Genomic DNA, 26,146 nt, shown 5'->3' with positions numbered 1-26,146 from the left:
TTATTTGTAAATGTTAGTTCCGGTAACAAAATTGATTTCTTCAAGAGCGTTAATGCGCTCGTATTGCAATTGGTGATGCTGTAAAGTGGTTTCTTTAAATGACTCGTAGAAATCCAGGAATTCTAACAAACCGATATTTCTTTTTTTGAAGTTATTGGTAACTTCTTGAATCAATTGTTGGTAATCGTTATGGAAGTTTTTATCCATGTTTGTAGTTAGTTTTTCTATTCGTTCTGCATTTTGGTACGCTTGGAAAACCTCATTTTTTAACGTATTCTCTAGCTGATTAAATGCTACTTCCTGCATTTCAACTGTCACTTTAGCTCGCTTAATTTCGCCTTGGTTTCTATTGAAGAGCGGAATAGGAATGCTGATGCCCAAACCTGTATATTTTTCTGGGTAATTCCCTTTCAAATCGTAGGCTAAGGATAATTGCACATCGGGTATGGCATTTGCCTTTTGAAGCTTTAATTGCTGCTGTGCATAAGTAATCGCAGTTTGAGCTGATTTTAAATCAATGCGGTTTGCTTTGGCTGCTTCTAGTAAAGTAGTGTAAGCTTGTTTGTTAAGCGACTGGTTTTCTGTTGACTTGTTGCTAATGGTCTGTACTTCCGTTGCTGCGTCAATTTGAGTCAACAATTTCAATTCATTCGTTAAACCTGCCATTTCATTTTTAACCTGAAGCTCCTCAGCAAGTAAGTTGTAAAGCAATGATTTGATCCGAAGCACATCTTTAGCTGCCACGTTGCCTAATAAAAGCTGTTTACTTGAGGCATCAATAAGTTGTTGTAATGCAGCTATCTGCACTTTATAAATATTAGCGGATTGCTGCAGACTATGCAGTTTAAAAAAGCTAGTCCGAAGCCGATAGCGTAAAGTGCGTATCAAATCGAAATACTCAAACTCCTGTAATTTCACTGCGGTGTTGGCTAATGCGATGCTTTTGTTTCGTTTACCCGCCAACTTAAAAAGTTGCGAAATTTGCGTACTGAACTGGCCAGTTGCGTAAGAAGTTTCTAAAAAGCGTTTGGTTTCGTGGTTGTAAAAGAGGTTCTCATGACTGAGCTCCGGATTATCGAATAATTTCGCTGTAATCACATCAGCTTTCGCCTGTTCAATCTCATATTTTGCCAGTAACAACTGGTAATTGTTTTTCAGAAATAGCTTTTCGGCATCCTCAATGCTTAACTTGAGCGTATCCTGAGCCATTAAATTTTGGCATAAAGCAAAACAGCCTGCGATGAATATTAACTTAATTTTCATTGCAGGCAAAGCTATTTTAGCGGAATTAAAGGGGAATTAAATCGAAATTAAAAAGCGATTAAAGAAAGCTGGAAGTGCAAGGTTTAAATCTCTAAAAAACTAAACAACTAAAACACTAAACAACCAAAAAACCACGCTTCCAGGTTATCCAAAATGTAGTTCCGTTTTCGTCAGATTTGAAACTCAAATTACCTTTGGATAAGGTGATGATTTGATGCGTCATGTACAAACCAAGTCCGGTTCCTTTTTTATTGTTTTCACCAGAAGACGTAAAAAATGGCTGGTAAATTAATTCGGCATTTTGATTTGGTATGCCAGTGCCAAAATCTTGCACAGCAATTGAAATTTCTTCATCGCTTGATTGCAACCTCACATGTACATCTTTTTGATCAGAGAATTTGAAGGCATTGGCAATAATGTTGTTCAACGCTATTTCTAGCAACGATTTGTTGAAATGGATTGTCAATTGTGCTGCATTCTTTGGATGATTCATCTCCAAATGAAGACTTGGTACTGCCGGATATTTTTTATCCCAATTGGCTTTGACCTCAAGCAGCAGCTCTGTTAAGTTGATGTGTTGAGTATGCAGATTTCCCAACTCCAAATCGGCTTGTGCCAAATTAACCAAACCATTGATCATTTGGTTCATTTTGTCGGTATCCTCAATGATAGAACGTAGCGCTTTTTGGTAATCTTCCGCATTTCTTGGCTGATTGAGCGCAATTTCAGCTTCCATTAACAAACTGGTTATGGGTGTGCGCAACTCATGTGAAACATTGGCTACAAAGGTTTTTTGCAAAATAAAGGCCTGTTCCAAATGATCCAACAACTGGTTAAAGTTTTGCGCTAAGGAAGTAATCTCATCCTTGTTTGCGCTTTCCTGCACCCTAAAGCTTAAGTTGTTTGACTTAACCAATTTCACATCTGAAACGAATTTGCTCAAGGGCTGTAGTATTTTATCAGCGATCCATCTAGCGGAAAGTAGCAAACCCACAACAATGGCAATAAAAGTAAACAACATGCTGATGCGCAACTTACCAATTCGGGCGTGAGTGCTTTTATCTACAGCCGAAGCAAGGATAACGAAATTACCTTGATTGTCTTTGTAATAGATGCCCACCGTTTGTCGCAAGCCATCTTTCAGTTTAATTCTTTTGTTTTTCCTTACCAGATTGATGACATCATTAGTCCAAAATTGCTGCTGATCTTTAATGAAACGAGCCTTGTTTTGATCATCATAAATTCTAACTACTTCATCATGTAAGGTTTCAAGATATTCAGTTTTAACTGTTTTTAGCGAGTCGGTCGATATTTCATCAGCTTCCAAATAAAGTTTAGCGTTGATAAAAGCCCGGTCATTTAAACGATCGTAAAAATCACTCTCCAAAAACTTTACGAAAATGAAATACACTACCACTAAAACAGCAGCTAAAATGCCAGTGCTAATCAACGTAAAATATAAAGCTAATCTATCTTTTAGTTTCATGGAGTACTAATAGCAAAGATAGCCATTATAAATTTACCGCAGTTTCAATAGCCAAGTAAACACGCTAGCAATGCATATAAGTTTAGCAAGCCAGCGTGGTTTATTACGGTTATTGATAGACGAATACAGTCTTAGTAACGTGGGTATCCGCAAAGGTTACCGGATTTCTGTACTTTGTAAAAAGTTCAGTAGGGAAGCCATCAGCATCATAGGTATAACTAAAAGCGTAAGCCTCCACATTTGGTATAATGATGCTGTAGTTTGAGATATCGCTAAGTTTATTGTGTTTTGAAACATTATTCAACCAAAAGTTTGGAACTCCTAAATGCGCATACGGATTGATATTAAAATCGTAAGAGATTAAGCTCAGCTTGGCATTGCCGTGAGTGGTTGTATTAGAATAGTTCTCTGCATTTCCTCCGTACATATCCATAAAAACGTGCTGCTGATAATACTTGTAAGAAAATGAATAGGTAGCGCCAATTTGGTAGTTGCCAGTGATGCCTCTTTTACCAGGGATGGCTGCATAGCTAACCGTTGCATTTATAGTTCCTTCGTTATTTACTTCACGCATTTTATCAATTTTTCCGTCGGCCAGATAAGAAAAATACTGTGTTCTATCTCCAGAAGTACTGGTGAAATAAATCTCACTTACCCGATTGTTTTGATACTCGAATTCCTCAGATGCATCAAGCACTTTGTTGCCATTCACATCTTTGCTTAAATAATTGATTCGGAATAATTTTCCGGTAGCGAAATATTCGTATTCTTTTCTAGTATCAGCAACCCACTGACCATTTATGTACTGATAAACCGATTCGCTCTTCAACTTCTTGGGTTTTAGGTTGGCGCCACCAATGCTTAGCGACATGTCTTTCATCTCATTCGCAGGGATTTCCATTTCATCACTTAAACCCCATTTAGAAACCATAATTTTATATTTTGATACGTTTTTAGAGAGGGTTATGGTTTTACCACCAGCTGGAAGTACCTGCGTACTGACGGCTTGGGTGCCGTTTAAGCCATAAGTAGTAATTCGAAGAGAAGCTGGTATGCTATCATAAACAACTTCACCAACTCTAAATAAAGGCCTTATCTCAACTTTAAACAAATCGCTATTCTGATCGGGAGGAGGAAGCCTGAAACTGCCCGCTGCATATCCGAAATCTTCTGACCTATCTGAATCTGAAATGGCTGTCACTTCAATCGTCAAAATTTTAGTCAACTCATTCTCTAACGCCAATGGCATTTCTAGAGGCTGGACTACCGTTTGTGCTTTTGCAGAACCCGCCAGCGGACTAGCGAAAAGAGCATTGCTGTTACTGTCCTGAATAATTAGTTTCGTTATCCTGTAGTTTCCTTTAGGTAACTCGAGTACATCTGTTAAAAAGCCATTACTGTAGTTTAAATTTACCTTTGCATCAGTAATCACCAATTCGCCGGTTGATGATTTAACACTAACAATTGCAGTGAGATTGCTATTTGCAGGCGTTGATGTTGGCAAGTTAGCTACGTTAATTGCAAATTTAAGCTTGTTTTGTGGAGGTTGATTGATAGTCCTGTCTTTCTTGCAGGAGCTAATCGTTAGCAATAGCGCTAACATTAATGTTGTAGTAAAAATAGTTTTCATTTTGTGTGTTTTGTCTTAAGACGATCAGAATTGACTTTACGTTTCAAACAAGTAGAACAAAGTCGACCAATAACGCAAAAAATCGACAAACGACACGAAAACGATATTGAAATGATAGGAGGGCGGCTTACTTTAAAATGTAGCCCATGCCTATTTTGGTGTGGATTAGCTTTTTATCAAAGCCTTTTTCAATTTTATTTCGAAGGAAATTTACGTAAACATCAACCACGTTGGTACCAGTGTCAAAGTTAATGTCCCAAACTTGTTCTGCAATATATTGCCTAGAAAGCAATTTGTTGGGATGGCGCATAAACAGTTCGAGCAGATGAAATTCCTTAGCAGTTAAGTTGATTTCTTGATTAGCCCTGCTTACTTCCTTGCTATGTAAGTCAAGCATCAGGTCTTCAAAAGTAAGTTTGCTTTCTATCGCATTTTGATTGAAGTTCCAACGCCTCAGCATGGCTTCAATACGGGCAGTCAGTTCCCGAAAATGAAAAGGTTTTACTAGGTAATCATCTGCTCCGGCAGCTAAACCATTCACTTTGTCGTCTATCGTTCCTAAAGCGGTAAGCATCAAAATAGGCACCTTAATATCGCTATTACGGAGTTGAGTACAAATGTCTATCCCACTAAGCTTTGGCATCATGACATCTAATATCAATAACTGAAAATCTTTTGCAATAAAAGCATCAAGTGCAGCCTTCCCGTCATGGAACATCTCTACTACATATCCCTGCTCTTGCAATCCGTTTTTAATGAGCGATGCTATTTTTTGATCATCTTCAGCTAAACCAATTCGATACATGGATTCAAAGGTAAAAAAAATATTTGGCGGAGGTTTTTAGTTCATTGGTTCATTAGTTCATTGGTTCATTCGGTAGTTTCGAATTGATTATTGGTTATTGGCTATTGATTATTGATTATTAGCTATTGATTATTATCTATTGATTATTGGCTATTGATTATTGATATTATCTATTCGTTATCGTCCGGCTTATCATCTCAATCTAACATCTCGTTCAAATTAGTGTCATCTCTGGCTACAGGAATGGCGAGCTACACCCATACAGTTTATCTTTGTGATATCATGAGTGAAAATAGATTAAGTAAACTTCCATATTCCGTTTTAGATTTAGCTGGGGTTAGAGCAGGTTTTGATATTGCAGATACTTTCAAGAACAGCGTTGCATTAGCGCAACATGCAGAACGATTGGGTTACAACCGCTATTGGTTGGCTGAACACCATAACATGATCAGTGTGGCTAGTTCTGCAACATCCGTGTTAATTGGCCACATTGCTGGGCACACCAGTAGTATCAGGGTAGGTTCGGGCGGAATTATGTTACCTAATCACACGCCATTAATTGTAGCAGAGCAATTTGGTACTTTGGCTACGTTGTATCCCAACCGTATTGATTTAGGTTTAGGGAGAGCGCCCGGTACAGATCAGCTCACTGCTTTTGAAATTAGGGGAGAGCGATTTCACTCACCACAGCATTTTCCTCAAGATGTGTTGAAGTTGCAACAATATCTCGGCGACGATAACTATGATAGTAAGGTGCGGGCCATTCCCGGCGAAGGAACCAATGTGCCCATTTGGATTTTAGGCTCAAGCACAGAAAGTGCTCATTTGGCCGCATCCTACGGTTTACCTTATGCTTTTGCAAGTCATTTTGCACCTACACACTTTTTAGAAGCCATCAGTATTTACAGAAACAACTTCAGACCTTCTGCAGTGTTGAAGGAGCCCTACGTGCTTTCTTGCGTAAATGTGGTTGCTGCCGATACGGATGAAGAAGCAGAGCGTTTGTCTACCTCGTTAAAAACACTGTTTTTGGGGATTGTTACTAATCAACGTCGATTATTGCAGCCACCCGTTGAGCGTATGAACTGGTCTGATATAGAAGAAGCGGCCGTGGAACAAATGTTGGATTTCGCTTTTATCGCTGGTCCTGAAAAACTGAAATCACAGTTGAACTCTTTTGTTTCACACACCAAAATAGATGAATTGATGGTTACTTCACACATTTATGACCAGCAGGCTAGGTTGAAATCTTACGAAATTTTGGCCAATGTGCTTCAAAGCTAGTAAGTCTTCAAAAGTGTTAGCGCTTTAAGTGTATCAGAAGTTTTTTTATTGATAATCCATTCGGTAAAGCTCCAAATTAGGCTGATGATCTTTTTTTCGGCTAAGCTCATAATCGTAAATGGCACGGCCTAGGTTTTTCATGAATGGATAGCACACGGTTTCGTACTCGTATTTACTGTCGTTGTAAATGCCATCTTCGTTACTTTGCACCACTGCGGTTAAAAAGAATTCAATCTTATTCTTGAAATCGACGAAATATGAATTGTCGATGATGAACCCGTAACTATCGCCATACTTGTTGAATATCCTGATATTTGAATCTAAGGCTGCATTTTTATCTCTACCGTAAAACAACATTTTAGCGTAGGTTGGCCAAAATTCTTTAGCATCATATTTAGGAAAATCACTTTCAGTTGGCAGCTTGCTCATAAAGGTGTAGATGAGTTGGTAATCTTCCGGTTTGAGGTTAAAACGTTGTTTTGTAGGGTAAGCTTCCGGCATCATTAAGCGCTTCATCAACGATTGTTGATCTGCTATAGTGAAGACATTTTTGTTTTCAAAACTATAAGGTTTGTTTACTAATTGTTCGTTACCATCGATATAGCCAATGCCAACAATCAAATTGGTAAGTGCTAGCGGATAATCCTTAGGATCGTATTGCGCTGGCTGACTATAAATTAATTTCTCCCCATCATAAAAGCGAATTGGGTTGGTGTTTTTCTCTCGTTCGCCGCCATCGCCAATAGCCAACCGATTTAAAATCCTGCTGTTCACTAGGCCATACTTTTTAAGTTTCGCATTAATTTCGGCCCTGCCAATAAATTCAAATAATCGATTGTAGGCGTCATTATCACTGGTAAGTAGCACCTTTTTTATGTAATGTGCAATAGTTGGTTTGCCATTGGCAGCACTTTTATCTTCGTTTACCGTGGTTTGTCCGTTAAAAGCACTATCGGTAATCATAGTACTATACGCAGTTAGGCCTGGCACTTTCAGCTCATTGATTTTCTCCAAAGCAAAAATAACCGCAGCTAATTTTACGGTACTCGCAGGGTAGAAGTAATGCTTAGGATCAGTGCGATAGGTGTAAGTTTTAAAGCTAGGCTTGTTGTTTTTATCTCTGTTAACCTGCGTGTACATTACCTGTACTTCATTTTTATTGGGATGGTTAAGGATGCCCGAAAACAATTCTGGTTTACTTTCCAATAATTTTTTAATGAAAACGGTGTCCGTTTGTTGAGCCATAGCAATTGTACTGATCGATAATAAAAAACAAGTAATAACTTTTCGCATGTGATAAAGATAGGTACCGAGAATTAATATCCAATAATCAAATTCCAATAACCAGTGAACCAATGACCAATGAACCAATGAACCAATGACCAATGAACTAATGAACTAATGAACCAATGCTCAATGAACCAATGAACCAATGAACCAATGAACTAAAAACAAAAAAACCAAACAACTAAACAACCAAAAACCTATATTTGCACCGCTTTTGGTTTCCGTTGGTAACGCTTCGGAATTAAAAGGGAATACGGTGTAAATCCGTAACTGTCCCGCAGCTGTAAGCTCTACAACTGTTTGCCATTCTAAGCCACTTTCCAATTTGTAATGGAAGGGAAGGCGGTAAACGGGGAGTAAGTCAGAAGACCTGCCTTTAGCACTATAATTCATAGCTTTCGGGGATTGAAGCTTGGAATGTTGTACTACTATTATACGTACCATTTCCTGGTAAAACTGTTGGCTGTGATCAAAAGTCACAAACACAGCATGAAGAAAAAAATTGCATTGCTTGCAGGCCTAGGGCTTGTACAATCAGTGGTTTTGGCACAAACAAAACCTGCAGACAGCGTAACAACGCTAAAAGACGTAGTAATTACTACCACAAAAAACAATCAAAAACAATCGCAAACTGGTAAGGTAGCAACCATTATTGGCCCAGAGGTTTTAGACAAAAGTTATGGTAAAACTTTACCGCAGCTATTGGCTGAGCAGGCTGGTGTTATTGTAACCGGCGCTACCAGTAATTATGCCGCTAACAAATCGCTTTTCGTTAGAGGAGCGGGAAGCGCTTATGCTATAGTGCTTATCGATGGCATTGTACAGAATGATCCTTCTGGCAACGGCGGTGCTTTTGATTTGCGTTTATTGCCTATTGATCAAGTTGAACGCATTGAAATTTTAAGAGGTGGCCAATCAACCATTTATGGTTCTGATGCTATTGGTGGTGTAATTAACATCATCACTAAAAAAGGTGCTAAGCAACCATTGAACGTTTACGGTGTAGCTAGCGCTGGGAGTTACAATACGTACAAAGGTACTATCGGTTTGCAAGGTAATGTGAGTAATTTCGATTACAATATCAGCTATACGCATGTAAAAAGCGATGGTATTTCTGAGGCAGCAAATCCTGTAGGAAACACTTCGCCATTTGATAAAGATGGCCTAAAAACAGATGGTGTAAATGCTAAGTTCGGCTTGAAACTGAGCAATAACTTTTCTATTAATCCATTTGTAAGGTATAATACCGGCACCTATAATTTCGATAATGGACCATTTGCAGATGCGGCGAACTTTTCTATCCTTAAGAATTTGGCGCTTGGTACCAATGCCGTTTACCAAATGGGTTCAGGTAAAGTAACGTTAAATTATAGTCATCAAAAATCATCTAATGATGTGCACAATGCCTATCCATCGTTGTTGAAAGGAGAAGTTAATTTCTTGGATGTGTATTACAATCAAACTTTAGGCAAAAAATTGGATCTTCTGTTAGGTGTTGATCATAGAGATATGAAGTTGCCAAATTTAGCGGGACAACCTAACACGAATATTTTAGCCGGTTATGGTTCGTTGTTTTTACACGATTTGAGTATTTTCAATTTAGAAGTTGGCGGTCGTTACAACAAACACGAGCAATACGGCGAAAACTGGACTTACACCATTACGCCAAGCATCAACGTAGTGAAAGAAGTAAAGTTATTTGGAAATATCTCCACTGGATTTAAAATTCCTACGTTAAATATGCTATTTGGGGCATTTGGAGCTAACTTAAATTTAAAACCGGAGAAATCTAAAAACTACGAAGCGGGAGTGGAGTTTAACTTTGCAGATGGAAAATACAAGTTACGCGGAGCAGCGTATAAACGCGATTTAACCGATGCCATCATTTACAATTATCCGCAAGGCTATGAAAACCAGGTTAGCCAAAAAACTAAAGGTTTTGAAATTGAGCCTGCCTTTAAGTTGGGAATATTCAGCTTGAACGGATTTTATAGCTATACAGAAGGTAATGAGTTTAATTTCGTAGACAATGGCGTGGCTGATTATCTTTTCCGCCGACCAAAACACACTTACGGTGCAACCGCAGGCTTACAAGCAACTAAGGATTTATTTCTGAGTGTAAATTATCGTTATGTTGGTAGCCGCACCGATGGAGATTTCGACAGTTTTCCGGCTGCTGTAGTTAATTTGCCTTCTTACAAGTTATTAAATGCTTATGCTGAGTACAGCTTGGTAAAATCAAAAGTGAAGTTGTTTGTAGACGTGCAGAATATTTTGGACGAAAAATACAACGAGGTTTATGGATACAACAGTTTAGGTTTCAACGGTAACGCTGGAGTAAGGTTTAATATCCACTAGTACAATCACAACCGCATGGGCTGCTTTTTCCATTGGGTTTACCCATGTGGTTGTTTAATTTAGATATTTTTAAAGTGTTTCTTATCTTTACAAAAAAATCAACTATGTCACATATCAAATTTAATCCGCGTTCACTTGTTTTAATGGTAGTTATTTTAGCCATTATGTTGATGCGTGTATTGATCGTTTTTAATACTGAAGCACTCAGCTTCGCTAATTTTTCTTCTGTTGGTGCGGTTGCGCTTTTTGGGGGAGCTTATTTTTCCAGCAATTTAAAAGCATATTCTTTTCCGGTTTTAAGTTTGTTAATTACTGATATTTTGTTTGCCAACACCATTTACAAAAGTTATAGCGATGGCTTTTTGTACAGCGGTTGGTATTGGACTTACGCAGCTATTATTTTAATGGTAGTGGTAGGTAAGTACATATTAAGAAATATTACTTTAGCTAATGGTGCATTAGCATCAATTGTAGTTACTGTAGTGCATTGGCTGGTATCTAACATTGGCACTTGGTACGGCAATCCGTACAACAACCCGTTATTTACACAAGATTTACTAGGTTATTGGAACTGTTTAGTGTTAGCTATTCCATTTGAACTTAGATTTTTATCTGGTACGCTAATTTACGGCACAGTAATGTTCGGCAGCTTCCAATTACTAAAAAGCAAATATCCAGCTTTGCAACGTAAAGAAGTTTTAGCCGCATAATTTAACGCAATACGATTTTTAAATAGGTTTGCAATTACTTGTAAGCCTATTTTTTTTACATTAATAATCATGAAAGCAGTTTCCTTTTTACCAGCGGCCACGCAAATGATGTACGAAATGGGCTTAGAGGGATATCTTCAAGGTATCACGTTCGAATGCCCAACGGTAGCCCATCATCTACCTAAAATTGTAAGGTGTATTTTTGAAGGTAAAGATTATAGCAGCGCCGAGATAGATCGTATTTTTTCTTCGTACAAACGAGAAGGGAAAAGCTTGTATTGGGTGGAGCAAGAACTGTTAGAACAAACGCAGACAGACGTGATATTTACGCAGGACTTGTGTGAGGTATGTAACATTGATACGCAGTGCACCTCTGCGGCTGTGGCTAAACTTAGCAAACAACCTCAACTTGTACCCTTATCACCAAATAACCTTAACGATGTTTTTGATGCAGCTTACACCATTGGAAGGGTTTTAGGCGAAGAGACTAAAGCCTTGTTGTATTTGGCTTCCCAAAAGGCAATTATCGATCGTGTATTAACTACCCTGAGGGAAAACAATATGCCTTTAAAACGAGTGATGCTGATGGAATGGATTGAGCCTATTTACAATTGCGGCCATTGGATTCCTTTTCAAATTGCGCAAGCTGGTGGCGTGGATATGTTGTCTAATCCGGCAGGCGATAGTATTGTAACCGAATGGCAAAAAATTGTGAAGTATGATCCTGAAGTGTTGGTAATTGCACCTTGCGGTTTCAGTAAAGAACGTACTTTGGAGGAGTTGCATTTGCTGACCAGTAAACCTACGTGGCAACATTTAACTGCGGTTAAAAATAAGCAAGTTTTTATAGCTGATTTTGATATGTTTACGCAACCTAGCGTTGGTACCTTGGTAAAGGGCATCGAGGCGTTGGCTTGCATGTTTCATCCGTCTATTTTTTCGCCAAGCGATGAAATTAAGGACAAGTACTTTAATCTGTACGATACAGTCAATGTTGTAAGGTAAGATAATGTTTTTGATGTCTCTCGTTAGTATCCCTGTTAACGAGTCTATTTCACTTTTCAAGCGCCTTCGTTAACGAGTCTCACTCAATTTATTGTCAAAATTGCAGCTGTTTATGTGCTACTAGCTTCTGAAACAGCAGTTAAAAATCTCGCTAAAAACTCTTATCTTTGCACAAAATAAATCACACACGTAGGTGATTTGCTATTTAATCTATTTTTAAAATTTAAATCATAGTTGTAGATGATTAACATTACACTACCTGACGGCTCTGTTCGTCAGTACGAAAAGGGCGTTAGCGCTCATCAAATTGCCTTATCTATTTCAGAAGGCTTAGCAAGAAACGTATTAGCTGCCGAAGTAAACGGCGAAGTTTGGGACAGTTCTCGTCCAATCGAAGCAGATTCTTCTGTTAAACTACTAACATGGAATGATACTGAAGGCAAAGCTACTTTTTGGCACTCTTCCGCTCACTTAATGGCCGAAGCCTTAGAAGCGCTTTATCCGGGAACTAAATTCGGTATCGGCCCGGCTATTGAAACTGGTTTTTACTATGATGTAGACTTTGGTGATAAAGAGTTCTCTTCCGACGACTTCAAAAAAATTGAAGACAAAATGTTGGAGTTGGCCAAGCAGAAAGAGGTTTTCGAGCGCAAAAGCGTAAGCAAAGCTGATGCGGTAAAATACTTCACCGAAAAAGGCGACGAATACAAGTTGGATTTAATTGATGGCTTGGAAGACGGAAAAATTACTTTTTACACACAAGGTGATTTTACTGATTTGTGCCGTGGACCACATATTCCAAATACAGGTTTCATCAAAGCAATAAAATTGATGAATGTTGCTGGTGCTTATTGGAGAGGCGATGAAACTAAAAAGCAATTAACTCGTATTTACGGAGTAACTTTCCCTAAAGCAAGCGAGCTTACCGAGTATCTTCACATGATTGAAGAGGCTAAAAAACGCGATCACCGCAAATTGGGTAAAGAATTGGAACTTTTCACTTTCTCAGAAAAAGTAGGAATGGGCTTGCCAATGTGGTTGCCAAAAGGTACTGCATTACGTGAGCGTTTAGTTCAGTTTTTAACTAAAGCACAACAAAAAGCAGGTTACGAGCAAGTAATTACACCACATATTGGTCACAAAAATTTATACATCACTTCTGGCCACTATGAAAAGTATGGTAAAGATGCATTTCAGCCGATAAAAACACCACAAGAAGGAGAGGAGTTTTTCTTAAAACCGATGAACTGTCCGCACCACTGTGAGTTGTATAAATTTAAACCTCGTTCATATAAAGATTTGCCAGTTCGATTTGCTGAATTTGGTACAGTATACCGTTACGAGCAAAGTGGTGAGTTGCATGGCTTAACCCGTGTACGTGGCTTTACTCAAGATGATGCGCACTTGTTCTGTCGCCCAGATCAGGTAAAGGACGAATTTAAAAAGGTGATTGATTTAGTGCTGTATGTTTTCAAGTCGTTAGGCTTCGAGAAATATGTTGCGCAGGTATCTTTACGTGATCCTGAAAATAAAGCGAAGTACATTGGCTCTGATGAAAACTGGATGTTGGCGGAAACTGCCATCATTGAAGCTGCTGAAGAGAAAGGCTTGCCGACAGTAATTGAATATGGCGAAGCTGCTTTTTACGGTCCTAAGCTAGATTTTATGGTGCGTGACGCACTAGGTAGAAAATGGCAGTTAGGTACCATTCAGGTAGATTATAACTTGCCAGAGCGTTTTGAACTGGAATACACTGGTAGCGATAATCAAAAGCACCGCCCGGTAATGATCCACAGAGCGCCGTTTGGTTCAATGGAACGTTTCGTGGCAGTACTAATTGAACACTGCGCTGGAAACTTCCCATTATGGCTTTCTCCTGAGCAGTACATCATTCTTCCTATTTCAGAAAAGTATGAAGAATATGCAAAAAAAGTTTCAGAAGAATTAAATAATTCCGATATTCGCGGTCTAATTGACTTTCGTGATGAGAAAATCGGAAGGAAAATTAGAGACGCTGAAGTTAAAAAACTGCCTTATATGCTCATCATCGGCGAAAAAGAGATGGAAGAAGGAAGGGTTTCAGTTAGGAAACATGGTGAGGGCGATTTAGGAAGTATGACTTTAGCAGAGTTTAGTGCATTAATTAATAAAGAAGTAACCGTTTAACAAGGAAAGCATTTGGCATTAGGAAGACCAGGATTTAATAGGGGACCACGTCCGCCTTTTAAGAAAAAAGAAGCAGAACATAATATTAACGAGCATATCCGTGCTCAAGAAGTTAGGCTAGCTGGAGATAATGTAGAGCAAGGTATTTATCCATTGTCAAAGGCATTGGCAATTGCTGATGAGCTTGAATTGGATTTAGTGGAGATTTCTCCAAATGCTAATCCACCTGTTTGCCGTATTATGGACTATAGCAAGTTCATGTATGAGCAAAAGAAAAAGCAAAAGGAAATCAAAGCTAATGCGAAGCAAACGGTAATTAAAGAAATCCGTTTCGGACCTAATACCAACGATCACGATTTCCAATTTAAGCTAAAGCATGCAATCAGTTTCTTAGAAGCTGGTGAAAAGGTGAGAGCTTACGTTCACTTTAAAGGTAGAGCTATTGTTTACAAAGAACAAGGCGAAATCTTATTGTTGAAATTTGCACAGGCATTAGAGGAAGTGGGTAAAGTAGAGTTATTGCCTAAATTAGAGGGTAAACGTATGTTTTTAACGGTAGCCCCAAAAGCAACAGCAAAGAAATAATAAATTATATAAACAAATCAGGTTATGCCAAAAATGAAAACCAATTCCAGTGCCAAAAAGCGTTTTTCGCTTACTGGAACAGGTAAAATTGCAAGAAAGAACGCATACAAAAGTCACATCTTAACAAAAAAGAGTACTAAACGTAAGCGTAACTTAACCAACACTAGTATGGTAAATGATGCGGATATGGGCAACGTTAAACGTATGCTTTGCATCGGTAAGTAATTAATTTTTAACCCGATACTCGGTTTCAAGTTTGCTATTAAAGCAACACCGCTTATCAAAACTTAACACATTATGCCTCGTTCGGTAAACGTAGTAGCTGCTAGACGCAGAAGGAAAAAAGTCCTAAATATGGCCAAAGGCTATTGGGGCTCAAGAAGCAAGGTTTTTACCATTGCTAAAAACACAGTAGAAAAAGGTTTGCAATATGCATACCGTGACCGTAAAGCTAAGAAAAGAGAATTCCGTGCATTATGGATTCAACGTATCAATGCTGGTGCTCGTGAGCACGGTATTTCTTACTCGCAATTGATTGGTAAATTAGCTTCAAAAAATATCGGTTTAAACCGTAAAGTATTGGCTGATTTAGCGATGAACAACAAAGAAGCTTTCAAAGCTGTTGTTGATGCGGTAAAATAAGATACTTCAATAACTTTGAAAATGCCGTTCTGCTTCTGTGGAACGGCATTTTTGTTTTCAATGGGTTTTGTTTTGAAATGTTAACCGCGAGTTGCAGACTTAGCGTACTTTGCGAAACCTTAAAAAACTTTGCGGTAAAAAATTAAATTAACCACAAAGCCACAAAGAACACCAAGTGTTCACGAAGTATTAATTAAGTAGGCATTACTTAGCGTACTTTGCGAAATCTTCAAAATATCTTTGCGATAAAATAAAATTAACCGCAAAGCCGCAAAGAACGCTAAGTTTTCACGAAGTATTAATTAAGCCGACATTCCAACTTAGCGCTCTTTGCGAAATCTTCAAAATATCTTTGCGATAAAATAAAATTAACCGCAAAGCCGCAAAGAACGCCAAGTTTTCGCAAAGAATTGGATTGAACATTCATCATCCACGCTTAAAGCTTAGCGTACTTTGCGAAACCTTAAAAAAACTTTGCGGTAAAAAAATCTTAAATCGATATAACCGCAAAGCCACAAAGAACGCCAAGCTTTCGCAAAGACTAGATTTAAATTCAGGCAACAGAAAATAAAATCATCAATAACTAAACCGCAGTCTTTTTCCAATTTCCTTTTTTGAAAATCAAATATGCCGCTAATGTGATCCCAACCTCAGCCACCGGAATAGCAATAAAAACACCCGTTGGCCCCATTTCCAAATGCTTTGCTAAAAAGTACGCAAAAGGAATTTGAAAGAACCAAAAAGCTACGACATTGATCTTTGTAGGTGTCCAAGTATCACCAGCACCGTTAAAAGCACTGATGAGTACCATCCCAATACCATAAAGTACAAATCCATAACTCAGTATTCTTAATGCTTCAGTTGACACCGCAATAACCTGCTTGTCTTCGGTAAAAAATGATGCAAATAAATGTCCGAAAGTCAAAAATAGCAACATTACCACAGCCATAAATATAATCGAGTATTTGATGGTGGTAAATACTGATTTTTCTGCTCGTTCCAATTGATTAGCGCCCATGTTTTGTCCAACTAATGTTGCTGCTGCATTACTTAAGCCCCAAGCCGGAAGCATGAAAAACATCATTAGCCTTAGCGCTGTTTGGTAACCAGCAGAACCATGATCTCCACCTGTTGTAGCTACCAACTCAGCCAGAAAAATCCAACTACACGAAGCAATTACAAATTGAAGCACTGCTGGAGCTGCCACCTTTATAATCGCTTTAATCTGATCAAAATGAGGCTTTAAATAAGCGAGCTTAACTTTTAGGTTTCCACTGCCTTTAGCTAAATGATAAAGCTGGAATAACACCCCGGTCCCCCGACCGATGCCTGTAGCTAAAGCTGCGCCAGTTAACCCCATTGCTGGTATTGGTCCTAGTCCTCTAATTAAAATTGGGCATAAAATGATGTTAATAGTATTGGCCAACCATAAACTTTGCATCGCAATGGCTGCATTTCCAGCGCCTCTAAAAATGCCGTTAATTAAAAATAACAGCATAATTGCAATGCTCGTTCCCATCATAATTCGTACAAACGCAACCCCTTGTTGTGCTGTTTGTTCGCTAGCGCCCATTAGTAGCAAAATGTCTTTTGCAAAAATTAACCCTGTTATACTTATAAGCATTGAAACAAATATTGCAATAGCGATGGTTTGCATACCAGCCATAGAAGCCGCTGGGACGTTTTTCTCTCCAATTCTGCGAGCTACCACCGCAGTTGCAGCCATGCCTAGCCCCATTGCTAACGAGTATATGATGGTAAGCACTGATTCCGTTAAGCCAACAATTTGAATAGCTTCGGCACTGTTTGGCAAGTGACCAACAAAATACAGATCCACCAGCACGAATACAGATTCCATCATCATTTCTAACATCATTGGAACCGCTAAAAGCATAATTGCTTTTCGGATGCTGATACTCGTGTAATCTATTTCGGTGCCAGTAAAGGCCTGGCCAAGTACAGTAAAAAAATTAGACAAACGTGATTTTGCCTTGATAGTTTGTGACATATATAAAAATATAAAAAGAAATTACCATGAGATGCCAAAAGATTGACATCATTAATTATTTAGATATGGAGTCCTTGCTTTACTAAGCTATTCTGATACGGACTGCAAAAAACTTCATGGTTCGTGATATTTTGATATTCAAAGGTAGAGAAAAAAGTTAAACCTCAAAAAAATGCTGTTAGCTAAATACTGTAAGCCTCAATCATTTCTGGTGTTACCTTGCTTGAGCGTTGTGTTTTTAAATCAATCATCACATATTCAAAAACACCGTCGGAGGCTACTTTGCCAGTCTTTTTATTCGCGATTTCAAATTGCACTGCACATCCTCGTTCGTTAATTTCTAAGATTCCGGTTTTTATCACCAATTGGTCGCCCATTTTTAACGGACGTTTAAATGCAATGGTAACTTTTGATACTACCCACCCGTAGCCTTGCGCCTCAAACTTTTCCCAGCTCATCCCATAAAACCTGTCCATTTGTTCGTAACGTGCCGCTAATACATAATCTAAGTACTTGCTATTATGCACATGGTTAAACATATCAATATCATCCGGTCTTACGTTTAACTCACTTTCGAAAATGCTATACTGGTTTTGTATCATGTTGCAAAGGTATATTTAAACCACAAAGGCGCAAAGAATGAAACCACATAAGTTATATATTCAACAATTCGTAATTCTGCACCAACGTTAAAACTTTACAACATTTCAACTTTTCAACAACAAAACAATTCAGCAATTAAACGTACTTTTGTACAAATCTAAAGGAGAAAAATAGTGCAATCATTAGCAATACTTTTACAGAATCCAAACCTTGCGCAACCGTTAAAAGATATCGCAGTTAAAGTTAAAGATGGTATACGCATCAGCTTTGATGAAGGTGTTTATTTGTATGAACATTCGGAGCTGAGTTATTTAGGTGTGTTAGCAAATTATATCCGGGAGAGGAAGCACGGCGACAATACTTACTTCAACAGGAATTTCCATATTGAACCTACCAATATCTGTGTTTACGATTGTAAATTCTGTTCCTATAGTCGCATGATTAAGCAACGAGAAGAAGGTTGGGAAATGGAAGTAGATGGCATGATAGATATCTTGAAAAAGTACGATAATGAGCCAGTTACTGAGGTACATATCACTGGTGGTGTAGTACCAAAACAAAATTTAGATTTTTACGCTGAGTTTTTCAGACGTGCAAAAGCGCACAGACCAGATTTGCATATCAAAGCGTTGACTCCTGTAGAGTACTATTACATCTTTAAAAAGGCAAAATTGAGCCATTATGATGGCATGAAATACCTGAAAGAAGCGGGTTTAGATTCAATGCCTGGTGGTGGAGCAGAAATTTTTCATCCAGAGGTAAGAGAGAAAATTGCTCACGATAAATGTAATGCTGAACAATGGTTAGATATTCACGAACAAGCGCACAAATTAGGGATGCGTTCTAATGCTACTATGCTTTATGGACATATTGAGGAATTTTGGCACCGCGTAGATCACATGGAACGTTTGCGCCAACTGCAAGATAAAACGGGAGGTTTTCAAGCCTTTATTCCATTGAAATTTAGGAACCAAAACAATCAAATGAGCGATGTGCCTGAAGTTTCGGTAGTTGAGGATTTGCGAAACTATGCCATAGCCAGAATATACCTCGACAATTTTGAGCATATTAAAGCTTACTGGGCAATGATTAGCAGAGAAACTGCACAACTAAGTTTAAATTTTGGGGTGGATGATATTGATGGTACACTTGATGATACCACGAAAATATATTCAATGGCTGGTGCTGAGGAACAAACGCCTGCAATGAGTACCAAAGAACTGGTAGAACTGATTAAGAACGTAAAGCGCAAACCGATTGAACGTGATACCTTGTACAATGTCGTGACAGATTATTCGGATTATATTTTTGAAGATGACGCAAAACCATCTTACTATAAGCTGCCGGTAGTCAATTAAAATTTTAAATGATTGAATTTTGAATGAGTAATTATTGCTATCCAAAATTCAATCATTCTTTAAGTCAAAATTCAATCATTAATGAAAGAACTTTATATCATCCGCCATGGCGAAACTGAACTTAACAGGTTAGGAATTGTTCAAGGTAGAGGTGTTAATGCAGATTTAAATCCAACAGGCGTAGCCCAAGCAGCTGCATTTTTCAACAAATACAAATCGGTACCATTTGATAAGGTATATACTTCATCCTTAGTTAGAACGCATCAAACTGTTAAAGCTTTTATTGATTTAGGATTACCTTGGGAGCAATTGCCAGAGCTGGACGAAATGGCTTGGGGCGAGTGGGAAGGGAAACCGAACACAGAAGAAGCGAGAACAGCTTTTAGAGAAGTGGTAAGGCAATGGCAGCTGGGTAATTACGATGCTAAATTTGGTGGTGGAGAAAGTCCAAACGAAGTTGGTTTACGCTTAGCGAAGGCAATTGATCATATCAAACACCAAACTGAAGAAAAGACTGTTTTAGTGTGCATGCATGGAAGAGCAATGAGATTGATATTATGCTTGCTATTGGAAAAACCCTACAGTGATATGGAAGAGTTTTTACATACCAACACGACTTTATACCGTTTGACATTCGATGAAAAAACTGGAAAATTCATTTTGATCGATGCAAACAATACTTCACACTTAGTTTAATTGATTTTGAATAAAATTAAAGTTTCTGCCGTTTCCTATACCAATACAAAGCCGTTCATCTATGGTTTGCAGCATTCAGCTATTTTAGATCAGCTAGATTTAAGCTTAGACGTTCCTGCAGATTGTGCCAGTAAACTTATTGATAACAAAGTAGATATAGGTTTGATTCCTGTTGCCGCAATCCCATTCGTTTCTAATGCTCAAATCATCGGATCGTATTGCATTGGCTCTGTTGGTGCTGTTAATTCAGTGTTTATATTTGCTGATAAACCGATACACGAAGTTAAGACAGTAAGGTTAGATCCACAATCGCGTACATCTAACAATTTAGCGAAGGTATTGTTAAAGAACCATTTTAAGGTAGAAGTAGAATTCCTATCAGACCAAGATTTAGAAGCAGATGCAATAGTGTTGATCGGAGATAGAACTTTTGGTAGGAAAAATGATTTCGCTTACGTTTACGATATGGGTGAGGAGTGGATGAAGTTTACGGCTTTGCCTTTTATGTATGCAGCTTGGGTAGCAAATAAGGAAATTCCAACGCAGTTTATTGAAGAATTTGATAGGGCATTAGGCTTAGGCATTCAGCATATACCGGACGTAATTGCGCAACTGCCAAAAATAGAAGGCATAGATCTTGGCGATTACTTACAGCACAAACTTGATTTCAACTTAACAGCAGATAAATTGAAAGCCAAAGATTTGTTTTTAGACTTAGTAAGTAAGCTTTAAAATTAAGCCGAGTGGCTATAGAAATCTACTCTTTGCATAAAATCATTTAAATCAAATGGCTTATTGATGTAGCTATCTGCATCGCATTTAGATTTCACTTTGCTCAAATAGTTATTGCCCGACATCATCATCACCGGTATTTGATGCGTACTGATGTTTCTTTTTAACTGTTTGCAAATGTCTAAACCATTTCCATCTGGCAAAATAATATCAAGCACAATCATATCAGGCTTCTTTTGGCTCATTTCATCCCAAAAGCAAGCTACGCTTTTGCAAACTTTCACCTCGTAAAGTTCCTCTGTTAACAAGAACTCAATAATGTCACCAATGTTGGCGTTATCTTCCAATACATAAACCAATTTTTTATCTGCTGCTTCCATAACATTTGAATTAGTTTAATCAATAAACGTATATTGCAAATCAGTGGTTTATGGTTTTTATTAACAAGTTAAAAGTTATCAACTTTTTAGTTTCCAGTTTGTTATATTTTTATAATCCCAATCGCTAAGTAATAGCCTGTTTTTTTTGTTAAATCTTATATTTGTAAATCCACAACGCCATTATTTTTCCACAAAATCGGCCTAGCCACTTAGCAAATGGTATATTTACAGCTTAGTAATTTAGGATAGTTTTGGCCAAGGCAAATACAAAAGAAACCCCATTAATGCAGCAATACAATGCCATCAAGGCAAAGTATCCGGGTGCATTATTATTGTTTAGGGTTGGAGATTTTTACGAAACATTTGGAGAGGATGCAGTTAAAACAGCACAAATTTTGGGCATCGTTTTAACCAAAAGAGGAACAGGCCCCAACGGCGCATTAGAATTGGCGGGTTTTCCGCACCATTCCTTAGAAAATTACCTTTCTAAATTGGTTAGGGCCGGGCAACGCGTTGCAATTTGCGATCAGTTGGAAGATCCAAAAATGACCAAAACTATTGTTAAACGTGGCGTTACGGAACTGGTAACACCAGGTGTAGCCTACAGCGATAATATCCTAAGTCAGAAATCAAATAATTATTTAGCAGCGGTATACTTTGAGAAAGGCATATTTGGCGTAGCTTTTTGCGATATCTCGACGGGAGAGTTTTTGGTGGCGCAAGGCAGTGCAGAATATGTAGATAAATTACTTCAAAGTTTTAAACCTACCGAGGTAGTTTATCAAAAGAGTAAACGAAGTGAGTTTCCTCAGTATTTTGGCGATAAGTTTTATACCTATCACATTGATGATTGGGCGTTTACCCAAGATTATGCAAATGAAATCCTAACCAAACATTTTGAAGTAAATTCATTAAAAGGATTTGGAGTAGATAAACTTACTTCAGGTATTGTGGCTGCCGGAGTTATTTTATACTATTTGGGTGAAACCGAGCACCGCAACTTACAGCACATTACCAGTATTGCCCGGGTTGAGGAAGAAAGGTACATGTGGCTCGACAGGTTTACTATCCGTAATTTGGAATTGGTAAGTTCATCAAATGATAATGCGGTAACGCTATTTGACGTGCTGGACGACACCTGTACACCAATGGGAGCGAGGTTGTTGCATAAGTGGATCATCATGCCATTGAAAGAACTTAAGCCAATACAAGAACGCTTGGGTATGGTTGATTTCTTGGTTAAACATGAAAATTTTTCGAATGAGTTGTTGCAACATATTAAACCTATTGGTGATTTAGAACGACTTATTTCGAAGGTTGGTTTGCAGAAAGCCGGCCCTAGAGAACTACTGCAGTTAAAAAGAGCATTGTCGCACATTGAAGAAATCAAAAGATTAGCGGAACAGAGCAAGAACCCATTTCTAGAGGTACTAGGCTCACAATTGAATGCTTGTGCCACCATTAAGGATAAATTGGAACGAGAGCTACAGGCCGACCCGCCGGCAATATTAGCCAAAGGTAATGTAATTGCAGATGGCGTAGATGAAGAGTTGGACAGGTTGCGCAAAATCGCCTTCGGTGGCAAGGAATTTTTAGTAGAAATTCAGCGTAGGGAAATTGAAAATACAGGTATTCCGTCTTTAAAAATATCCTTTAACAACGTTTTTGGTTATTATTTAGAGGTTACGCATACACACAAAGATAAGGTTCCAGAGAGCTGGATAAGAAAACAAACTTTGGTAAATGCAGAGCGTTACATTACGCCAGAGCTGAAGGAATATGAAGAACAGATTTTAGGTGCAGAGGAAAAAATCCAAGCAATTGAAGTTAAGCTTTACAACGAACTAATGTATCAAGTTGCTCATTTCATCAAGCCAATTCAGCTCAACGCTTATTTGGTTGCACAGCTTGATGTATTGTTATGTTTCGCCCAGTTGGCAGTAAAAAACTACTATACCAAACCTGAGTTAAACAACAAAAAAGAAATTGATATTAAAGGAGGACGACATCCGGTCATCGAAAAACGTTTGCCAGTTGGCGAAGAGTACATTACCAACGATGTCTATTTGGATAATGACACCCAGCAAATCATGATGATTACCGGACCGAACATGTCTGGTAAATCTGCCATTTTGAGGCAAACTGCATTAATTGTATTGATGGCTCAAATGGGCTGTTTTGTTCCGGCTAAAGCGGCAAGTTTGGGCATTGTCGATAAGATTTTCACTAGGGTAGGTGCTTCTGACAACCTTTCCAGCGGCGAGAGTACGTTCATGGTTGAAATGAACGAAACCGCAAGTATCCTGAATAATATTTCTGATAGGAGCTTGATTTTGTTGGATGAAATTGGCAGGGGAACAAGCACTTACGATGGTATTTCTATTGCTTGGGCCATTGCAGAGTATTTACATGAACACCCAACTGCTCGTCCGAAAACACTTTTTGCTACACATTATCACGAGTTGAACGACCTGGAGAATACCATGAGCCGTATTAAAAACTACAACGTGACAATTAAAGAGCTGCAAAACAAAGTGATTTTTTTACGTAAGTTAGTTCCTGGCGGTAGCGAGCATAGCTTTGGTATACAAGTGGCTAAAATGGCGGGAATGCCAGCTAAATTAATTGGTAGGGCCAATGAGATACTGAAACGACTGGAGATTGACAGAACTGAGGGGCAGAGCATTAAAGACAGCATCAAAAAAGTGCAAAATCAGGCTTACCAATTGCAGATGTTTGCCATTGATGACCCCGTGTTGGTTAAAATTAGAGATTCGCTGAATAACTTGGATGTGAATACGCTAACTCCTGTTGAGGCGTTATTAAAACTGGACGAAATCCAGAGACTGATTAAAAATTAAAGCTACTGCACTTTTCAATTGGAGAACGTTAAGTAGTCATCAAAATTTAAATCGAATGATCATCACTACGAAGCGAAGTTATTTTTTATTGATCTGTATGTGTTTAACGCTATTATTGGCATCATGCGGTAGCAGAAAAAGCACTAGTAACACTAAAGCGGCTCGTGCCGCCGAAGCGATGGCTAATTTGAAAAATAAATCACTTTATAGGTTTATCAATGATTGGACTGGAGTGAGATATAAACTTGGTGGTTTAGACAAAAGCGGCATCGATTGTTCGGGTTTTGCCCTGTTACTGCAGCAAAATATCTATGGTAAAAAACTTCCCCGAAGGTCTAAAGATCAAGCGGAAGCCATAAAAAAGAAAAGCTTGGGTAATTTAAAGGAGGGCGATTTGATTTTCTTCTCCTTTGGAGGGAAAGAAGTAGACCATGTAGGCATTTATTTAAACGGTGATTTCTTTGTACATGCTTCAACCACCCGCGGGGTTGTTGTTGATGATTTATCGTTACCAGCCTATCAGCAAGCCATTGTTAAAACAGGAACTTTAAACTGATGAAAAGAATATTTGCTGTAGTTGTAATACTATTAACGTTAAGCGTGTCTTCTAAGGCACAACAGGTTTTGAAGGTAGGAGATACGCTTGATAGTCTCCGACTAAGAAACGTTGATGGCAGCTATTTTAGCTTAACAGATCGCAACAAAAGCGGCTTTATATTGGTTTTCATGACACCAAGTTGTGATCACTGTTTGGCCTATGTTGATCGAGTAATTGAACTCAACAAGGTATACGCATTAAAAGGCTATCCGGTAGTTGCTATTGGCCCTTATGGAGATAACGAGAAAGACTATCCGTTTGATGCCATGCCGGCAATGAAAAAATTAGCTACAGATCGAGGGTTTACTTTCCCTTATTTAGCCGATGAAAAATTTAAATACACTTGGCTATTTGATATCAGGCAAACACCTAAAGCAGTCGTATTAAAGCGCACAGGGAAGGGGTTTGAAGTGAAATACATTGGTAATATCGATAATCAGCCAGATGAGAAATCAGTAGCCACTAGAAAGTATGTGGAAGAAGAAGTTAACAAGCTGCTTTTAAACCGTTCAAATCGCTAAAAATATGCTAGCTAAACTAACTGTAACAATTGTATTGATTTTGACTGGGTTAGTTGCTAATGCCCAAGTTAAATTACTAACTTTAAATGAGTTAGACGCAAGAGTTGCGAAGGGAAACGATACCACTTACGTGATTAATTTTTGGGCTACTTGGTGTGTGCCTTGTGTAGAGGAGCTTCCTTATTTTGAAAAACTAAATGCAGCGAAGTTTGAAAAGCCGGTAAAAGTAATTTTGATGAGTTTAGATTTCAAATCGAAGCTAACGCAAGATGTCATCCCTTTTGTAACACAACATCAAATCAAATCAGAAGTATTTGTAGTTGATGAGCCAGATCAGCAAAAGTTAATAGATAGGGTAGATAAGAAATGGTCGGGTGCTTTACCAGCAACTTTGATCATTAACACTGCCCAAAGTAGGCGCTCTTTTTACGAACGAACATTTAATTATGAAGAATTGAAAGCAGTGCTAAATCACCGTTAGGTAATTATATTTATTCGTAAACCTAAATTTTAAGTAATGAGAAAGTTGATTTTAACATTTTTATCTGCCCTTGTTGTAATGGTTACAAATGCTCAGACTGGTTATCAGGTTGGAGATTTGGCCACAGATTTCACCCTGAAAAATGTTGATGGAAAAAATGTATCGTTAGCCAATTACAAAAACGCAAAAGGCTACATTGTTGTGTTCACATGCAACACTTGCCCTGTTTCTAAAGCTTACGAAACAAGGGTTGAGGCATTAAATCAAATGTATGCAACAAAGGGGTATCCCGTAGTAGCTATTAATACCAATGATCCTGTGGCGTCTCCTGGAGATACTTACGAAAAGATGCAAGAACGAGTTAAAGAAAAAGGATTTACGTTTGCTTATTTACTAGATCCGGATCATATTTACACCAAAAAATATGGTGCACAGCGTACGCCACATGTATTTGTATTGCAAAAAACAAATAAAGGCAATGAGGTGGTTTACATAGGTGCCATTGATAATGATCAGCAAGAACTTAATGCACAGCGTGATAATTATGTTCAAAATGCAGTCAACCAATTGCTAATTGGTCAAAAACCTGCAGTATCATCTACAAAAGCTATCGGCTGCACCATCAAATGGAAAAAAGAAGCGAGTAAGTAATTTGAGCTATAAGTTAAATCCCCAGGAGCGAAGCAA

The 26,146-nt window shown here is 38.3% G+C and carries 24 protein-coding genes and 1 riboswitch; of the genes, 16 read left to right on the top strand and 8 right to left on the bottom strand.

Going from position 1 to position 26,146, the window contains the following annotated elements:
* The 4 genes from DUT68_RS01980 to DUT68_RS01960 all read right to left on the bottom strand — a co-directional run bounded on the left by DUT68_RS01980 (position 1) and on the right by DUT68_RS01960 (position 5,184).
* Positions 1–1,263, bottom strand: coding sequence for a TolC family protein (locus DUT68_RS01980; RefSeq protein WP_113635239.1), 1,263 nt, complete (start codon positions 1,261–1,263; stop codon positions 1–3).
* 115 nt (positions 1,264–1,378) lie between these two features.
* Positions 1,379–2,749, bottom strand: a complete 1,371-nt coding sequence (locus tag DUT68_RS01975; RefSeq protein ID WP_113635237.1) for a sensor histidine kinase — start codon at positions 2,747–2,749, stop codon at positions 1,379–1,381.
* A 109-nt stretch (positions 2,750–2,858) separates the two neighbouring features.
* Positions 2,859–4,379, bottom strand: a complete 1,521-nt coding sequence (locus DUT68_RS01970) for a hypothetical protein (protein ID WP_157960756.1) — start codon at positions 4,377–4,379, stop codon at positions 2,859–2,861.
* Between the two features lie 127 nt (positions 4,380–4,506).
* Positions 4,507–5,184: a response regulator transcription factor gene (locus DUT68_RS01960; protein WP_113635231.1), complete on the bottom strand. Its 678-nt coding sequence runs from the start codon at positions 5,182–5,184 to the stop codon at positions 4,507–4,509.
* Positions 5,185–5,466: 282 nt separating this feature from the next.
* On the opposite strand from DUT68_RS01960, the gene DUT68_RS01955 reads away from it, so the two are divergent.
* A complete protein-coding gene (locus DUT68_RS01955; RefSeq protein ID WP_113635229.1) occupies positions 5,467–6,468 on the top strand; it encodes an LLM class flavin-dependent oxidoreductase in 1,002 nt (333 codons plus the stop codon).
* Between the two features lie 45 nt (positions 6,469–6,513).
* Here the strand turns inward: DUT68_RS01955 and DUT68_RS01950 are convergent, their stop codons facing one another.
* Positions 6,514–7,713: a serine hydrolase gene (locus DUT68_RS01950; RefSeq protein ID WP_237088238.1), complete on the bottom strand. Its 1,200-nt coding sequence runs from the start codon at positions 7,711–7,713 to the stop codon at positions 6,514–6,516.
* A gap of 240 nt (positions 7,714–7,953) precedes the next feature.
* Positions 7,954–8,147: riboswitch (cobalamin riboswitch) on the top strand.
* Between the two features lie 97 nt (positions 8,148–8,244).
* Here DUT68_RS01950 and DUT68_RS01945 point away from each other — a divergent pair.
* The 7 genes from DUT68_RS01945 to rplT all read left to right on the top strand — a co-directional run bounded on the left by DUT68_RS01945 (position 8,245) and on the right by rplT (position 15,221).
* Positions 8,245–10,113, top strand: a complete 1,869-nt coding sequence (locus tag DUT68_RS01945) for a TonB-dependent receptor plug domain-containing protein (RefSeq protein WP_198659517.1) — start codon at positions 8,245–8,247, stop codon at positions 10,111–10,113.
* 104 nt (positions 10,114–10,217) lie between these two features.
* Positions 10,218–10,823, top strand: coding sequence for a DUF6580 family putative transport protein (locus DUT68_RS01940; RefSeq protein WP_113635471.1), 606 nt, complete (start codon positions 10,218–10,220; stop codon positions 10,821–10,823).
* A gap of 69 nt (positions 10,824–10,892) precedes the next feature.
* The gene (locus tag DUT68_RS01935) at positions 10,893–11,828 is read left to right on the top strand and encodes an ABC transporter substrate-binding protein (RefSeq protein ID WP_113635224.1); all 936 of its coding nucleotides are present in this window, start codon (positions 10,893–10,895) and stop codon (positions 11,826–11,828) included.
* Positions 11,829–12,068: 240 nt separating this feature from the next.
* Positions 12,069–13,994 carry a threonine--tRNA ligase gene (thrS, locus tag DUT68_RS01930; RefSeq protein ID WP_113635223.1) on the top strand — a complete coding sequence of 642 codons (1,926 nt, stop codon included), beginning with the start codon at positions 12,069–12,071 and terminating at the stop codon, positions 13,992–13,994.
* 12 nt (positions 13,995–14,006) lie between these two features.
* The gene (gene infC, locus DUT68_RS01925) at positions 14,007–14,579 is read left to right on the top strand and encodes a translation initiation factor IF-3 (protein WP_113635221.1); all 573 of its coding nucleotides are present in this window, start codon (positions 14,007–14,009) and stop codon (positions 14,577–14,579) included.
* 24 nt (positions 14,580–14,603) lie between these two features.
* A complete protein-coding gene (rpmI, locus tag DUT68_RS01920) occupies positions 14,604–14,804 on the top strand; it encodes a 50S ribosomal protein L35 (protein WP_113635219.1) in 201 nt (66 codons plus the stop codon).
* Between the two features lie 72 nt (positions 14,805–14,876).
* Positions 14,877–15,221: a 50S ribosomal protein L20 gene (gene rplT / locus DUT68_RS01915; protein WP_113635218.1), complete on the top strand. Its 345-nt coding sequence runs from the start codon at positions 14,877–14,879 to the stop codon at positions 15,219–15,221.
* 583 nt (positions 15,222–15,804) lie between these two features.
* Here rplT and DUT68_RS01910 read toward each other — a convergent pair.
* Both DUT68_RS01910 and DUT68_RS01905 read right to left on the bottom strand, forming a co-directional pair.
* Positions 15,805–17,229 carry an MATE family efflux transporter gene (locus tag DUT68_RS01910; RefSeq protein WP_113635216.1) on the bottom strand — a complete coding sequence of 475 codons (1,425 nt, stop codon included), beginning with the start codon at positions 17,227–17,229 and terminating at the stop codon, positions 15,805–15,807.
* Between the two features lie 182 nt (positions 17,230–17,411).
* Positions 17,412–17,831, bottom strand: a complete 420-nt coding sequence (locus DUT68_RS01905) for an acyl-CoA thioesterase (RefSeq protein ID WP_113635215.1) — start codon at positions 17,829–17,831, stop codon at positions 17,412–17,414.
* A 174-nt stretch (positions 17,832–18,005) separates the two neighbouring features.
* Between DUT68_RS01905 and mqnE the strand changes: the two genes are divergently transcribed.
* The 3 genes from mqnE (at position 18,006) to DUT68_RS01890 (ending at position 20,618) form a co-directional block, all read left to right on the top strand.
* Positions 18,006–19,190 carry an aminofutalosine synthase MqnE gene (gene mqnE, locus DUT68_RS01900; RefSeq protein WP_237088237.1) on the top strand — a complete coding sequence of 395 codons (1,185 nt, stop codon included), beginning with the start codon at positions 18,006–18,008 and terminating at the stop codon, positions 19,188–19,190.
* 81 nt (positions 19,191–19,271) lie between these two features.
* Complete coding sequence (locus DUT68_RS01895) at positions 19,272–19,886, top strand: histidine phosphatase family protein (RefSeq protein ID WP_113635212.1); 615 nt, start codon at positions 19,272–19,274, stop codon at positions 19,884–19,886.
* A gap of 6 nt (positions 19,887–19,892) precedes the next feature.
* Complete coding sequence (locus DUT68_RS01890; RefSeq protein WP_113635469.1) at positions 19,893–20,618, top strand: menaquinone biosynthetic enzyme MqnA/MqnD family protein; 726 nt, start codon at positions 19,893–19,895, stop codon at positions 20,616–20,618.
* A 2-nt stretch (positions 20,619–20,620) separates the two neighbouring features.
* Here DUT68_RS01890 and DUT68_RS01885 read toward each other — a convergent pair whose 3' ends face one another.
* On the bottom strand, positions 20,621–20,998 hold the full coding sequence (locus tag DUT68_RS01885) for a response regulator (RefSeq protein WP_113635210.1): 378 nt from the start codon (positions 20,996–20,998) through the stop codon (positions 20,621–20,623).
* Positions 20,999–21,249: 251 nt separating this feature from the next.
* On the opposite strand from DUT68_RS01885, the gene mutS reads away from it, so the two are divergent.
* The 5 genes from mutS (at position 21,250) to DUT68_RS01860 (ending at position 26,110) form a co-directional block, all read left to right on the top strand.
* Positions 21,250–23,859: a DNA mismatch repair protein MutS gene (gene mutS, locus DUT68_RS01880; protein ID WP_113635208.1), complete on the top strand. Its 2,610-nt coding sequence runs from the start codon at positions 21,250–21,252 to the stop codon at positions 23,857–23,859.
* 97 nt (positions 23,860–23,956) lie between these two features.
* Positions 23,957–24,415 carry a C40 family peptidase gene (locus DUT68_RS01875; protein WP_237088236.1) on the top strand — a complete coding sequence of 153 codons (459 nt, stop codon included), beginning with the start codon at positions 23,957–23,959 and terminating at the stop codon, positions 24,413–24,415.
* A complete protein-coding gene (locus DUT68_RS01870) occupies positions 24,415–24,978 on the top strand; it encodes a redoxin domain-containing protein (RefSeq protein ID WP_113635204.1) in 564 nt (187 codons plus the stop codon). The genes DUT68_RS01875 and DUT68_RS01870 overlap by 1 nt, the downstream gene beginning before the upstream one ends.
* 4 nt (positions 24,979–24,982) lie before the next feature.
* On the top strand, positions 24,983–25,459 hold the full coding sequence (locus tag DUT68_RS01865) for a TlpA disulfide reductase family protein (protein WP_113635202.1): 477 nt from the start codon (positions 24,983–24,985) through the stop codon (positions 25,457–25,459).
* Between the two features lie 36 nt (positions 25,460–25,495).
* Complete coding sequence (locus tag DUT68_RS01860) at positions 25,496–26,110, top strand: thioredoxin family protein (RefSeq protein WP_113635201.1); 615 nt, start codon at positions 25,496–25,498, stop codon at positions 26,108–26,110.
* Positions 26,111–26,146 lie beyond the last annotated feature (36 nt).

Source organism: Pedobacter zeaxanthinifaciens (genome assembly GCF_003313335.1).
Lineage (GTDB): Bacteria > Bacteroidota > Bacteroidia > Sphingobacteriales > Sphingobacteriaceae > Pedobacter > Pedobacter zeaxanthinifaciens.
The sequence above is the reverse complement of the archived record's forward strand: the minus strand, read 5'-3'. Positions and strand labels throughout refer to the sequence as shown.